At 39.2% G+C, this 15,417-nt stretch carries 11 protein-coding genes; 6 read left to right on the top strand and 5 right to left on the bottom strand.

What is annotated here, in order from left to right; all coding sequences use genetic code 11:
- Positions 1-2 precede the first annotated feature (2 nt).
- Both EWM59_RS03310 and EWM59_RS03305 read right to left on the bottom strand, forming a co-directional pair.
- A complete protein-coding gene (locus tag EWM59_RS03310) occupies positions 3-314 on the bottom strand; it encodes a hypothetical protein (protein ID WP_130019528.1) in 312 nt (103 codons plus the stop codon).
- A 34-nt stretch (positions 315-348) separates the two neighbouring features.
- Positions 349-1,809, bottom strand: a complete 1,461-nt coding sequence (locus tag EWM59_RS03305) for an alpha/beta hydrolase (RefSeq protein ID WP_165372091.1) — start codon at positions 1,807-1,809, stop codon at positions 349-351.
- 279 nt (positions 1,810-2,088) lie between these two features.
- Here EWM59_RS03305 and EWM59_RS03300 point away from each other — a divergent pair, with 279 nt between their 5' ends.
- The 6 genes from EWM59_RS03300 (at position 2,089) to EWM59_RS03275 (ending at position 11,942) form a co-directional block, all read left to right on the top strand.
- Positions 2,089-3,279: a THUMP-like domain-containing protein gene (locus tag EWM59_RS03300; RefSeq protein ID WP_130019526.1), complete on the top strand. Its 1,191-nt coding sequence runs from the start codon at positions 2,089-2,091 to the stop codon at positions 3,277-3,279.
- Between the two features lie 219 nt (positions 3,280-3,498).
- Positions 3,499-4,170, top strand: coding sequence for a hypothetical protein (locus tag EWM59_RS03295; RefSeq protein ID WP_130019525.1), 672 nt, complete (start codon positions 3,499-3,501; stop codon positions 4,168-4,170).
- A 3-nt stretch (positions 4,171-4,173) separates the two neighbouring features.
- Complete coding sequence (locus EWM59_RS03290; protein ID WP_130019524.1) at positions 4,174-4,770, top strand: MiaE family protein; 597 nt, start codon at positions 4,174-4,176, stop codon at positions 4,768-4,770.
- 161 nt (positions 4,771-4,931) lie between these two features.
- The gene (locus tag EWM59_RS03285) at positions 4,932-7,604 is read left to right on the top strand and encodes an MGH1-like glycoside hydrolase domain-containing protein (protein WP_130019523.1); all 2,673 of its coding nucleotides are present in this window, start codon (positions 4,932-4,934) and stop codon (positions 7,602-7,604) included.
- 386 nt (positions 7,605-7,990) lie between these two features.
- Complete coding sequence (amaB, locus tag EWM59_RS03280) at positions 7,991-9,517, top strand: L-piperidine-6-carboxylate dehydrogenase (RefSeq protein ID WP_130019522.1); 1,527 nt, start codon at positions 7,991-7,993, stop codon at positions 9,515-9,517.
- A 361-nt stretch (positions 9,518-9,878) separates the two neighbouring features.
- A complete protein-coding gene (locus tag EWM59_RS03275) occupies positions 9,879-11,942 on the top strand; it encodes an LruC domain-containing protein (RefSeq protein ID WP_130019521.1) in 2,064 nt (687 codons plus the stop codon).
- Between the two features lie 65 nt (positions 11,943-12,007).
- Here the strand turns inward: EWM59_RS03275 and EWM59_RS03270 are convergent, their stop codons facing one another.
- From EWM59_RS03270 to EWM59_RS03260, 3 genes are all read right to left on the bottom strand, one after another.
- Positions 12,008-13,327, bottom strand: a complete 1,320-nt coding sequence (locus EWM59_RS03270) for a hypothetical protein (RefSeq protein WP_130019520.1) — start codon at positions 13,325-13,327, stop codon at positions 12,008-12,010.
- Between the two features lie 200 nt (positions 13,328-13,527).
- A complete protein-coding gene (locus EWM59_RS03265; protein WP_130019519.1) occupies positions 13,528-14,109 on the bottom strand; it encodes a hypothetical protein in 582 nt (193 codons plus the stop codon).
- Between the two features lie 114 nt (positions 14,110-14,223).
- Positions 14,224-15,336 (bottom strand): IS4 family transposase, encoded by a 1,113-nt coding sequence (locus EWM59_RS03260; protein ID WP_130019099.1) that lies wholly within the window; start codon positions 15,334-15,336, stop codon positions 14,224-14,226.
- Positions 15,337-15,417 lie beyond the last annotated feature (81 nt).

Here is a 15,417-nt window from a genome sequence, read left to right as displayed (position 1 = left end):
TTCTATTTAGTTGTTAAGCATAGAAATTGCCTGAGTGTTGAAATAAGCTCAACCTCATTTATGCCCTGCACATCTTTAATTATATTCAGCTTTTGGGTCTCTACCAATCTATCAATTTCTAAGCTATAATCATATTTAAGATTTTCTTCTTTGAGATAAGCGTAAGTACTGATATATACCAATCTTTCTTGTCTTTTTAACCCAATCGCACATAAATCCCCATCCCAATAATCTACAAACTCAACCGAAGACATTTCGAAAAAAGTCTTTAGCCGATTCATCAGGTTTATGATAGTTTTATCTTTTTCTACCATCAATCAGTAGTTTTTAATATGAATTATAAAAGCATCAATACCCCAACTTCTCCAGAAACTTGCTTCTGGCCTTTGCCATTTTATCGGCTTGGCGTGAGTCAAACCAGATAAAATGCCCTGACCCTGTCAGCGGCTGAAAAACCAGATTATAGTTTCCTATAGTTACCATGTCTTCACCAAATTTTCGGGCGGTTATATATGGCACATTTCTATCTAATGTACCATGAAAAATAAGCGCCGGAGGGAAATCTTTTTTAACCAGATAATTAGGTGATATTTCTTTAGTAAGGTTCTTGTCTTTTAAATCTTTTCTTATCCAGGCTGTCAGGTCGTCTGTTAAATCATATACCCCTGCATTGATAATCAGGGCATTGGGTTTGGCACTGAATGCCAGATTATCCGTCTTTTCGTTCCAGTTATCGACTAATGCAGTTGCCAGCGCCAGATGTCCGCCTGCCGAATTTCCGGTAGCTATCATCTTGGTAGTATCTATTTTATAAGTGTCCGCATTTTGCCGGAGCCATCTCATGGCCGACTTAGCATCCATCACAGCCTCAAATGGCAGTGTGCCATGCCTGCCATAAGTGCGGTATTCTACTGCACAGGCTACCCAACCCCGCTGGGCATAGTCCTGACAAGTAGAGAAAAACCAGTCAGGTTTACCTTCCGACCAGCTTCCTCCATGAAAAAATACGATAGCAGGTCTTTTCTCAGGTTTATCAGCAGGTTCAAATAGATGTATATCCAGTGCATAAGGGCCGACAGTCTTGTAGGTTTTTATCAGATGTCCTTTTTTCCCGGCTACATCTTCGGCATAAACTTTATTGACTTTATTCAGAAAAACCGTGTCTTTGCAGGTAGTATTAAACTCTTTCACCATTGCATCAATGTTTTTAATGCCATTGTTATCAATCTGATTAAACAGATACTCGTATTGCCAGTATTCCCGACACTTCCGATTCATTACATATTTCGGAATCAGTTTCCATGCTGCCTGAAAATGCTGATTATCCTGATTTTTAAAAGCGCCTCTTTTAAGTTCAAGATAGGTTTGTAACGATAAAAACGCCTTGAAATAACTGATAAAATCGGTATTGGTTAACAATTCAGGTTTATTAAAGTCAGGCAGATTCGTCTTTAACCGTTTAGGTATCCCGGAAGCAATGGCTAAGGCATTATTGACGTATATCTCATGAGTAAGTGGATAATCAATCAGCAGTTTATCAAAATAATATTTAATTTCTGCTCTTTGTCCTTTCACATAAGATGCGTCAAGGCCGGGCTGATGTTTGGTAAGCGTAGCATCAAAAGCTGTTCTTGCTGAATCAATTTTGGTGATAAATGTTTTTTCTGGCAAAGCATAAATACGGCTATAGGCCGGATAAAAACCATCGCTGAATGTCTTGCCCAATGTTTTCAGTTCTGTTAAATAGCTTTGCTGGGCAGCACTAATTGCAGGTTTCGATTCCTGTGCGCTTATTTGTAAAACAAGCATTAAAAGTAAAAATGTTAATGGCTTACGCATAATCATTTCAGAGGTATTAGTGGTCGTGAGGTTCGATGAAGCAATTTACTTTTTTATTTTGAGTAATTTCATTCAACAGAAGAAATCATAGAACACTATTTCCAATTTAACAAATTCAACTATATCAAACATTGTGAAACATCGTGTAAAATTGAGTACTTTGTGGCGGATAATTTCGTAGCCACAAAGTACTCAAAAGCACAAAGTTTCACTATATTAATTACTGAAATATCCATACTATTCTTTTATATGGATTTAGAAATATTAAAAAAAGCAAGAGACACCGCCTATCAGATTCAGGAATCGGATATTCAGACCTATATTCTGAAAAATCAGAAAAAGATGGATGCCCAGTTTTTGCGGTTAGTGGCCGACCAATGGATAGCCCGTCAGAAAGCTAAATACAAGCTGCCTACCTGGTTTGCCAATCCTGACATCATTTATCCGGCACCCTTATCTGTAGAGCAATCTTCTTCCGAAAAAACGGCTGCTTATAAAACCGCACTTTTTGTTCCGCCAAATTATCAGAAACTCATAGACTTAACTGGAGGAATGGGGGTGGATACCTCCGCATTTGCCCAGCACTACAAGCAGGTAATTTATGTAGAAAGAAATGAAATGCTTGCCAAAATAGCCCGGCATAATTTTGATGTATTGGGTTTTAAAAATATAGAAGTTGTCAATAATGAAGCCGGAATTTTTCTGAATTACACCAAGATAGAACCAGATACCAATTGCTATATTGACCCTGCCCGTAGAGATGCCGCTAAAAACAAAGTATTTAAGATAGAAGACTGTGAACCCGATATACTCAGCATCAGACCGCAGTTGGGCAATTTTCTGATTAAATACTCGCCCATATTAGATATAAAGCAGGCTATAGAGCAACTGAAACCGATTTCTAAAGTATTTGTAGTAGCGGTTGAAAATGAAGTAAAAGAGCTTTTGTTTTTAAAACAGCATGAGGTGCCGGAACCTGTGATTGCCTGTACCAATTTCCAGATTGAGGATTCTTTTCAGTTTTTTAGATTTACGTATGAGACAGAACAAGCCACGCAGGTTCGTTACAGTAATCCTCAGAAGTATATCTATGAACCCAATGCCGCCATTCTGAAAGCGGGGGCATTTAAGCTGGTCGGACAAGTGTTTAAGGTAGAAAAACTGGCACCTAATAGCCACCTTTATACATCAGAAGAGCTAAAGACCAATTTCCCCGGTCGTAGCTTTATCTGTGAAGCCGTGTGTAAATTTGATAAGAAAGAGATTTTGTCAAAACTACCGGGTAATCAGGCCAATGTTTCTACCCGCAATTTTCCGATGAAACCCGATGAAATCAAAAAGAAATTAGGTATAAAAGATGGGGGAGATATATATCTTTTTGCTACACAAAACCATCAGCAACAGAAAATAGTTTTAATTTGCAGAAAGGCTATTGGCTGACCCGAGACTCCTCAAGTGTCAGCGACTGAAACGGTCCGCCGTGCGGTCGCCGTCTAAGATAACAAAGCGGACGTCGCATAGGTATTTTTTGCATACATAAGCGGACTTAAGTCCGCATAACACTATTAAAGACACTTCGTTTGTTATTTTAGCCACCGAATTCATTCGGTGAAAATAATTCCAGAATGATTTGTAAGTCAAACAATAAAAACAATTGAAATGAAAAAAATAGCAATTTTAGCAATAGCACTATTGGCTCATCAATGGCTTTTTGCTCAGACAATTCTGAGTGGCTCTGAGCTTTTTGGCAAAGACCGGAAAGAAGGGTTTTATATGACACTCAGTATAGAAAAGAAATTTATAGAAAAAGACTGGCCTTTGTTTCTGGCAAAATATGGCAGTATAGCCGAAAACAGAGATACTTATAACATTGCTTCTGCCAGTATTCCTGACCTGACGTCAGAGCCTGTGAACCTGATGACCAAAATTATAGCTGACCAGAAATCGAAAACTAAAATCTTTGCATCGTTTGATATTGGCGGTACTCCGGTTTCGAGTAGTTCAAGCAGTTATTACGAAGTCGAGAAATTTATGAAAGAATTTTATGCCTATGCCATGCAGAATGAAGATGTGCGCCTGGCTGAAAGAGATGCGGGCGAATCGGAGAAAAATCTGGAAAGAGTTGAAAAAACAGGAAGAAGAATTGTAAGAGATATTGAGAGAAACAAGCGCGAAAAAGAAACCTTATTGCGCAAAATTGAAGAAAACAGAGTGGAGTTAGAAAAGCTGCTGCAAGAGGAAATTGCCAATAAGCAAGACCTTGAAAATGCAAAAATTGCGCTGGAAGAAAAACAAAAGTCGTTGAGTACCGTAAAAACCCGAAAACAGTAGTTCATGTCGTCGATTACCACTCTTGGGCTCAAACTGCCAAGCGACCCTCGTTGGGTTAATATAGCCGAAATGAATCTAAAAGATATATTGGTAGACCATGCTTTTTGTGAGCAGAAAGCGGCCTCTTCATGTATTTCATTAATTGTGCGCTATCCTGATAAAGAGAAACTGGTAGAAACACTCACCCCGGTAGTAGCCGAAGAATGGGGGCATTTTCAGAGGGTCTTGAAAGAAATGCGCAAGCGAGGCATTAAGTTGTCGCATAAAAGAAAAGATGAATACGTTGAAAAATTACAGCATTGCCTGCAGAAAACCGATGACTACAATATCCGTCTGATGGAGCAGTTGTTGCTTTGTGCTTTGATTGAGGCACGTTCTGCCGAGCGGTTTAAGTTACTTTCGGAGCATATCTCTGACGCAAGTCTGAAAAAGTTTTACCACGAACTCATGATTTCAGAAGCAGGACACTATCGCAATTTTATTGAACTCGCTGAAGAATATATGCCTCAGGAAGTGGTAAGAAAACGGTGGACAAAGTTTTTAGAACAGGAGGCCGAAATAATGAAAAATTTAGAGGTGCGTAAAGACAGATTCCATTAGGGTATCTTTTTTGTTTTAACTCTTAAGTTTAATGATTAATCAATCAAATTCTATTGTATTATAACAACAAGTTTTTTAATTTTTACAATTGATTAGATGCACACTATTTCTCGGTGTGCATTTTTTTCTATTTTTGCGATAACCACCTAAACAAAACTCTTATGACAGAATTGGCGGAGAAGATAAGACTTAACCTGAGAAAAGATAATAAAGGATGGAAAAGATGGGGGCCTTATCTGTCTGAACGACAATGGGGTACCGTGCGTGAAGATTACAGTGTGTATGGCAGCACCTGGGACTATGTGTCGCATGATATGGCTCGCTCATGGGCATACCGTTGGGGTGAGGACGGAATAGGTGGGATTTCAGACAATAAACAGTTCATGTGTATTGCTTTTTCGTTCTGGAATCATCAGGATAAAATCGTTAAAGAGCGTCTGTACGGCATGGCCGGGTCGGAAGGGAATCATGGGGAAGATGTGAAAGAATTATACTACTACCTCGATAGCACACCTACCCACTCGTATATGAAGATGTTGTATAAATATCCGCATAACGAGTTTCCGTATAAAAAAATCATTGAAGAAAATTCGAAACGCTCCAGAAAAGACCCTGAATTTGAAATTCTGCAAACAGGTGTTTTCGATAACAACGAGTATTTTGATATTTTTATAGAATATGCCAAAGCCGACGAAACCGATATATTAATAAAGGTTACGGCGCATAACAGAGGCAAAAAAGCGGCTCCGCTTACTATCTTGCCTACAATCTGGTTTCGTAATACATGGTCGTGGGGGTATGAGAATTTTAAGCAAAAACCCATGCTCACAGGCATAGCTAATTCTCAGATTGATGCCAGCCATCATCTGGTAGGCAAATACAAATTCTACATTGAAGATGCCGACGAACTCCTGTTCTGCGAAAATGAAACCAATATGGAGCGGGTTTTTGGTAAACCCAACAACTCTATGTATGTAAAAGACGGTATCAGCAATTATGTGATTACCGGAAAAGATAAATATATAAATCCAAACCGGATTGGGTCAAAAGCAGCCGCTAAGTTTACCAAAAAGGTGCCTGCTGAGGGTTCTGTTACTGTTCGTCTGAGATTTTGCCAGAATAAAGTAAACAAGCCTTTTGAGAATTTCGACGATATATTTGCCGCGAGAATACAGGATGCAGAAGATTTTTATGCCGAAGTTCAGAAAAACGTTCAGAACGAAGAACTCAAAAAAATTCAGCGTCAGGCATTTGCAGGCATGATGTGGAACAAGCAGTTCTACTATTATAATATCAATGAGTGGACAAACGGCGACCCCAAAATGCCGTTTGAATTCAAAGGCCGTGCCTACCAGCGGAACAATACCTGGAAACATGCCTATATGGCCAATATCCTGTCGATGCCCGATAAATGGGAGTATCCGTGGTTTGCCGCCTGGGATTTGGCTTTTCACACACTCACACTGGCACGTATCGACCCTGATTTTGCCAAAAGACAATTAGCCGTTATTCTTCGTGAGTACTATATGCACCCCAACGGACAATTGCCTGCCTACGAATGGAATTTCTCTGATGTAAATCCTCCGGTACACGCATGGGCTACCTGGAAAGTGTATGAAATAGACAAAAAGAATAATGGCAAAGGCGACATCTTGTTTCTCGAAAAAGTATTCCATAAGTTGCTCATGAACTTTACGTGGTGGGTAAACCAGAAAGATGAAGAAGGGAATAATATCTTTGGCGGTGGATTCTTGGGACTGGATAACATTGGGGTATTCGACCGTAATACACAGATTCCGGGCGTAAAACTTGAACAGGCTGATGCTACGGGCTGGATGGCAATGTACACCCTGAATATGTTGCGCATTGCCTGCGAAATTGCGCTCGAAAGACCAGTTTATCAGGATATGGCCTCCAAGTTCTTTGAACACTTCCTGCATATTGCCGGGGCAATCAATAAACCTATTAAAGGAAATGACTTGGGTTTATGGGATGAAGGCGACCAGTTTTATTACGATAAACTGCATGCCCCTAATGGTGAAACTATCTTCATGAAAATCCGCTCTTATGTAGGTCTTATTCCGCTTTGTGCAGTTGAGGTATTGAATGAAGAAACTCTGGAAAAATTGCCTGATTTTAAAAGACGGTTGGAATGGGTATTGAATAACCGCCCTGATTTGGCTTCTTTGATTTCGCGCTGGCACGAACCGGGTAAGGGAGAAACCCACTTACTATCGTTGCTGAGAGGGCACCGGATGAAAATGGTGGTAAAACGAATGTTTGATGAGGCAGAGTTTTTGTCTGATTACGGTCTTCGCTCTTTATCGAAATGCCATGATGAAAACCCGTATAAATTTAATATGCAGGGTGAAATTCTGAGCGTAAAATATACGCCGGCAGAATCTGATTTGAGTATTATGGGTGGCAACTCCAACTGGCGCGGGCCTATCTGGTTTCCGATTAACTACCTGATTATTGATGCCATGCTCAAATTTTATGAATACTATGGCGATGATTTTGAAATAGAATACCCCACGAACTCTGGCAATATTATGTCAATCAAAGAGGCTACCATGATGGTTGCCCAGCGATTGATTAATATTTTTGTCATGACAAAAGACAAAGTGCGCCCGGCTATGATAGGCATTGATAAGTTTGATAAAGACCCTCATTTCAAAGATTTATATTTGTTCTACGAATATTTTAATGGCGACAATGGCGCAGGTTTGGGTGCCGCCCACCAATGCGGCTGGACAGGTCTCGTAGCCGATTTAATAGAAGCGGTTAGTGAGAATAGCCTTCTTGGTGCCGACTCAAACAGAAAACCTGTATAAAACTTTGCTGCCAAATATTATTTGGCTATAATTGATATTATTCTTTTGCCTTTCTTTCTAACTACTGGAAGAAAGGCTTTTTTGTATCTTCGCTACGGTCAGGGAGGGCAAGGGTATGGCCTGTTTCCAAATAATATTTCGTTCATTTTTCTTTTAAGGCGGGTACTTTTGTATCTTTGTTCTATTAGAAACTGTTTGAGTTAAATTTTGAAAATAAAAAAGAGCGATTTTTGATTCAAGACAAGATTTAAAAACCGGAGTTTAGCAGCCGCAGTGGAACTGAGCTAAATGACGGGTTTTAAAGCGCAGTATTGAACAAAAGTCGACTTTTTTAATTCAATAAGATTAACTCAAACAGTTTCTTAATCCAACAAACAAAACCATACATGAAAAAAGTATTAAAAGCATTACAAATAAAGAATATTAATAACGGAGTAAGCACAGGTGTTGACAGCTGGGCAGGAAGCGGAAAAGTATTGAGTTCCTATTCACCCGTTGATGGCGAGCTTATCGGCAAAGTGCGTCAGGCTACCAAAGACGATTACGAAAAAGTAATTACCAAAGCCGAAGAAGCCTATAAAATATGGCGTGAAGTGCCTGCCCCCAAGCGTGGCGAAATTGTAAGACAGATGGGAGAGGCTTTGAGAGCCAACAAAGATAATTTGGGCCGACTGGTAAGCTATGAAATGGGCAAAAGTTTGCAGGAAGGATGGGGCGAAGTACAGGAAATGATTGACATCTGCGATTTTGCCGTAGGTCTGTCTCGCCAGTTATATGGCCTAAGCATGCACTCAGAGCGTTTGCAACACCGCATGTATGAGCAATGGCATCCATTGGGCATTGTGGGTATTATATCTGCCTTCAATTTTCCTGTGGCTGTCTGGTCGTGGAATGCCATGTTAGCCTGGGTTTGTGGAGATGTATGTGTCTGGAAGCCCTCTGAAAAAACACCACTTTCAGCCATTGCCTGCCAGCATATTATTCAGGCAGTTTTAAGAAATAACAATGTACCGGAAGGCATTTCTGGCCTGATTGTAGGTGATAGGGAAGTAGGAGAGTGGTTGTCGAACGATACGAGAGTTCCATTGGTATCTGCCACAGGCTCTACTCGTATGGGTAAAGCAGTAGGGCAGGCGGTAGCAGGTCGTTTAGGCAGAAGCCTTTTAGAGTTAGGAGGGAACAATGCTATCATTGTAACTGAAAATGCCGATTTACAGATTGTGATTCCTGCGGTGGTATTTGGTGCTGTAGGTACAGCCGGACAAAGATGTACCACTACCCGACGCCTGATTCTGCATGAAAATATTTATGAAGATGTAAAAAATCGTCTCGTGAAAATTTATTCTCAGCTACGCATTGGCGACCCTTTGGATACCAACAATCATGTAGGTCCTTTGATTGACACCGATGCAGTCAACAACTATCAGACAGCCATAGAAAAAGTAAAAGCCGAAGGTGGAAACATACTTTTCGGCAATGAGGTACTGAGTGGAGAAGCCTACCAGTCGGGGTGTTATGTAAAACCAACCATCGTTGAAGTAACTACGCAGACCCCAATGGTGTGCCATGAGACTTTTGCCCCGATATTATACCTGATAAAATACAGCACTCTTGATGAAGCCATTGCCTTACAGAATGGCGTACCGCAGGGGTTATCGTCGGCTATTTTTACACTTAATATGCGTGAGGCCGAGCAGTTCTTATCTGCTAATGGCTCTGATTGCGGCATTGCCAATGTAAACATCGGAACCTCAGGTGCAGAAATCGGTGGAGCTTTTGGCGGTGAAAAAGAAACCGGAGGTGGTCGTGAAAGCGGATCCGACTCATGGAAAAACTATATGCGTCGCCAGACAAATACCATCAATTACAGCACGCAACTACCTTTGGCACAAGGTATTAAGTTTGATATATGACGATTTAGTGAATTAGTGATTGAGTGAATGTGTGATTGAGCGGCCGCCGCTCAATCACACATTCACTCAATCACTCAAAACAAAAAAGCCGATGTTAGCAATAACGTCGGTTTTTTTTTAGACATCTATGCTGTTTTGAAAAAAATTGTGCCAATTTTTTCTTTGCTACCTTTTGATAATTTTAAAAAAGCCAATTTTTTTTTTGCTTTTTTGGCTTAACCTGAAAATTCTACCAAATACCCCTCATTTTCGTCTGAATATCGAAATACTGGTTTTTTTAGCTACGAATGCCGCAACTTTGTAGTGCAAAATGGCTTGAAAATTGCTCAATTTTTTAAGAATTATCTAACATTTATTCAAAATGAGAACCAGATTTTATCAATTATTAACTGTAACTTTTGCTTTATTACTGAATGCCTGTGCACCGGATATTGTTGACTTAGTACCAACGCCGGGAGGCAACACTTCCAATACAAAAATGGAAAAACTGAATATTCCGGCTAATTTTAACTTTACTACAAGTGGAGAAGTTAAGTTTGACATTGGCACATTCGATAATGCAGATAAAGCAATTAAAGGCGTAGTTATATCGGTATATAGCTACCCAGAAGATAAATTATTACTCAAAGGCATTACCTCAACCACAGGTATGCTGAGTATCAGCCAGAAAATACCTACTTATGTAAAACAGGTAGCTATCAGACCAAATTATATTGGTTTACCAGCACAAGTGATTGTTGAGATTGCCAATAACAAAGTCCAATTAAATTTAGGTGGTAAAAACCCACAGGTAACAGGGTATGTTGTAGAGCGTAATATGCCAGTTGCTCCATCAGGAGCCAGAGCAACAGCACAAGATTACCCGCCAATTTCTTACATGGGTAGCTGGGATAGCAATGGTGTACCAAAGTATCTTGAAAGCACAAGAGATGCCGTTTCATGGAGCTTTCTTGAAAAAATAAACGCCAGTGTACCCGAAGGCCAACCTGTACCTTCTGCGCACCCTGATTTTCTGAATACGGCTAACCGTAACTATCTCGTTATCAAAGAACAATCTGATGTTTGGATAACATTTGTACACGAAGGGGCTGGTTGGCAAAATACTTTGGGTTACTATACTTTTGACCCTGCGGCTCCTCCGACTAAACCAACCGATATTTCAAAAATTAATATTATTTTCCCGAACGTATCTTACAAAGGTGATGGTGGCGGACTGGTAACGGGTGATAAAGTAAAAATAGGAAGATTTAACGCCAATACAGCTATCGGATTTGTTCTTTTGGCCAATGCGTATAGCAATGGTACAGTAGGTAAAGGATACTATGCACATTATAGCCAGGATGCCCTTAATATAGAAACTGTGAGCAATCTTCGTCGCCACCTGATTGTGTTAAACGACCCTGAAACAAACCGCATGGTATTAGCTTTTGAGGATGTCAGCCGTCAGAACACACCAATCAATTGTGATAACGATTTCAACGATGCTATTTTCTTTGCCACTTCAAATCCGGTAAAAGCAATTGCTACTGATAACGTTCCGGTAGTAGATACAGCAACTGATACAGATGGTGATGGTGTAGGTGATACCCGTGATGAATATCCGAAAGATCCGGCCAGAGCCGTAAATAACTATACGCCAACTAAAAATACTTACAGTACGCTTGCTTACGAAGATTTGTGGCCATTCCAGGGAGATTATGATTTGAATGACCTTGTAGTAAACTATCAGTTCCAGGAAGTATTAAACGCTTCAAATCAGGTAGTTGAAATGAAAGTAAAAGCGTACGTAAAAGCCATAGGCGCATCTTTCCCAAGTGGTTGGGGCTTCCAAATGCCAATTGACCCATCGCTTGTAAAATCTGTAACCGGTGCACAGCTGACCGAAGGGAAAATAAAAACCTCAGCCAATGGTACAGAAGCCGAGCAGAAATATGCAGTCGTGATAGCCTTTGATAATGCCTTTAAACGAATGAAGTCGTATAACGGATTTGTGAATACAACCCAAGGCTCTACCATTATTGCACCGAAAGATACATTGAATCTGAATATTGTCTTTACAAGTCCGGTAAACAAGGCTACTTTAGGTAATGCACCTTTCAATCCGTTCAGCTTTAAGTCAGACGAGAGAGGAAAAGAAATTCACTTGCCAAACATGGTTCCTACAAGCAAAGGAGATGTAGCTTTATTCGGTACTGGTAATGACCAGACCCAGCCAACCAAAAGTATCTATTACAAAACAGCTAAAGGTTTACCGTGGGCACTTGATTTCACCTCAGAATTCAGATACCCGGCAGAAACCCAGGCAATTATAGATACTTATCTGAAATTCGGACAATGGGCTGAAAGTGGTGGGGTTTCTTTCCCGGACTGGTACTTGCAGAAAACGGGATATACTGACGAAACAAAAGTGTTTTCAGGGAAATAATTGATAAAAATTGTGTGATGTGGAATAGCTGTCGTCAATTGACGACAGCTATTTTTTTACAAACATTACTGGGCAGTTTTAAGCAATTCAGCCGGACGTACCTGATTGCTCAGTAGCCATCCGAACAATTCCCAGCGTTTACTTTCATTGCTGGGGGTGCCACCGTTTGATTCGATATAGTCTTTCACAATATCCAGCCCGTAATTATAATTAATCACATAGCTACGGTATTTTTTAATAAAATTGATGTCTTTACTGGCCAGTGTTTTTTCCCGCAAACCATAGTTGGTCAGCCATTTAGCTACATCGGTTTCGCTCATGGTATTGTTGATAATACCCCGGGCTACCTCATTGCGTGCATAGGCTAATTTGCCTTTGATAGCTAATGCCTGAAAATATAAATCTGTGTTGGCAGTATTTAGTCCTGCCAGCGGCAACAAAACTTCTTTTACAAACTTGTTCTTTTCTGTACCCGGGAAAGCCATTTCAATCCCATAATTGGCACTACCCTCGGCAATTAACGATTGCGGACTAAATAAGGGATACAATGAAATCTCAACCTGACCTTTGTCATGATAGAGGTTCTTTTCTAAAAGCATATTATAGACATGATGCCCCGGATAGCCCTCATGGCAGGCAAGGTCAATGGCTCGCTCAATAAAAATAGGCATATCAATACTTATCTGTATTTTGCTCTGATAATTGCCCTGATACCAGTTATAACCCGACCACGGTTTGCCAGTTACGTATTCCAGCGTAAAGTTTTCGTTGGCAGGTAGCTGATAATGCGCTAATGTCCGTTTACGGGCTTCGGCAATGGCAGTTTTAAAAACAGTATCTATTTTCGCTTTAGGAATAATAAACTCATTAGCTAATTTCTCAAATCGGCTGTTAATAGTACCTGTGCCGGGTAATAAGCTATCCAATTGGGCTACCAAAGTCTGGTAGTGACTTTCAGAATAAGAGGGGGCTACTGCTCCGAACAAATCTTTCGACTCTTCATCGAATGCCTGGTATTTTTGCGTGTAAATATTAATTCTTCTACCATAGGCAATCAACTGGCTCGACATCCACTTGGCCCTCTTGTTTAAAGTATCGTTAGTAACGGTGTTGTTAAACTCAATTAACTGTCCGATTAAGCCATTGACGGTTGCCAGTAAACTATCTTTTGGGAATTTAGGCTTTGGTTGGGTCTGGGGTTTCAGGGAATCAGGGCCGTAATAGGCATCTACAAAATCGGCATCATACTGGCCGATAGTCAAGCCTAACCTGATGTACTTTTCAGCTAACTGATTAAGTTTAAGCTGTGCATCGTCTGATTGACTGTTTTTTTCCTGGCAGGCTATGGCACAGAGGATGAGTAATGATACAAATACTTTTTTCATAATTATTAGAACAGGGTATATAAAGCATGAAACAATTGGTGAGGCAAAGAAATTAAAAAATATTCAGAGCCATTTAATTTTTGTTAATATTCTTTGCTTGCTGGTATCTAAGTATGAATCTGGCAGAATGTATTTTACCAAAAATATTCAAATAAAGATTTTATATAGGCCATTATGTCTCAAAAGCCCTTTTGACATTATTATCTGAGTTTATAGTTTAAACCTAATTCAAGAATAAAGTACCCAATTCCTTTTTGTTCTTTCATCTTAGCAACCATTAGATGTGGTTTAATGAAAATCTCTAAAGGAATCTTATGTTTTTTACTTAAATCTTTTCCCCAGGCAATGTAATAATTGCTTACTAAATAGTTATTTCCGGCCTTAATTTTTCTGATATTGGTATCATTATCAAGTTCATATACCGCCGGAATAATAGTTCTCATATATCCGACACCAACGCCTATAGCAGTGAAACTTCCTCCTTGTTTTTTCCATGTAAAACTGAGTTCAGGCAATGCAAAAATGCCTGTCTGATAAGATTTATGGTAGTAGAACCCAATGCAAGGTTTAAAGTCTATACTATAGTCAATTATTTTTTCGGCACCTTTATTGTTTTTCTGTCTGTCCCATTTGAAGAATGAATAGTTAAGTCCGATTTTCATTCCCGGGTGAGTAATGGCTTCACCTATATAAGCAATGCTGACAGACTGTGGTTTCAGTATTTGAGCATTAGTAAATACTGATACACATACGAATGAAATAATGATTATGAGTTTTTTCATTTAATAAATTGTTTGATTGTTGTGGTGAATTCTTCTTTCTGATGCAAAAACATTTCATGCCCGGCGTTGTCAATGATTTTGATTTTTTTATTAGGTGAGCTAATCTGACTTACTCTACCCGAAGATTTTTGTTAATTCCTTGTGATAGATGAATTGTAAATGAATCCACCTCAAAAAATCATATACAAGCATCTGACAAGTAGCTATAAAATTTTGTTTTTGTCTTTTTAGATTTACTCTGATATAATCTAAACCCTTTCTAAAGAAGCTATTAGCTTTATATCCATGTTTTTTGACTTTAATCATCTTTACTTTTTGATGGAGATATTGACCTGTTTTCAGTGCTATAGCTACAGCAATACTAACAAAAACCAACAATTTACTAAGTTTTTCGTTTCCTTTAATATGAGTAGTTTCTAAATCAAAGCCCCTTTGTTTGAAAGTTTGAAACAGAACTTCGATACACCACCTATGTCGGTAAAGATTTCCTAACTGCTTGGCTGGCAGATTACCTATCAGAAACAAAAAGTCTTTATTATCTAATTTCTTTAGCATAGTATTGCACCAGATTCCATCGACCAAACATGTTTCAAAGTAACGCTCCTGTTGATGGGACAATAAGTCGTTTATTGAACAAACAGCCCCATTCTTAAGTGTTATCAAATGGTTTTTAGGTAATCTCATACAGAAGTTTATCTGCCTGTCTTTTAGATACTTTAGCCATTGAATACCAATAAATTCCCTATCTCCAACTATCAAACCGATTCTATCCAAACCTATCACATCTACAATTGATTGTAATAAGTCACACCTGTCTTTACAATTACTATTACCTGAATTATTATCTAATAACTCCCAATACAATGGAATCCCTATTGAACCATTTTTGGCAACTATCATCAAAATATTGCATTGATAAATGCCGAAGTCCCATTCGGTTCTATCTATTGATAATTGAAGTTTACCTTTAGGTAAAAACATTAATAGTAAGAGACATACTTGCCTGTAATCGAAATCATAATCCTTAAAAAATGCCTGTATTCTACGTTCAACTGATTCTAATGTAGCTTCACTCTCAATGTGCAAGGCTATTTCTTTAAATTGCACCTTCCGGCTTTCGAGCATCCCTATCAGAAAATCACCAATGAATTTTTTCCTTGATAGATTCTTAGCAAGAGGTATTTTATCAAAAATCTTTATAATTTCGTCCCTAATGAGTTTTCTCATTCTAAAAGGTTGGTTTTGTTTGCTTGGTCGCTACAAAATTCAGCCTTTTTGTTTATAAATTAAAAATCTTCGGGTAGAGTA

The organism is Emticicia agri (assembly GCF_004168285.1).
In the GTDB taxonomy this organism is placed as follows: domain Bacteria; phylum Bacteroidota; class Bacteroidia; order Cytophagales; family Spirosomataceae; genus Emticicia; species Emticicia agri.
This window is presented reverse-complemented; position numbering and strand designations above follow the sequence as displayed.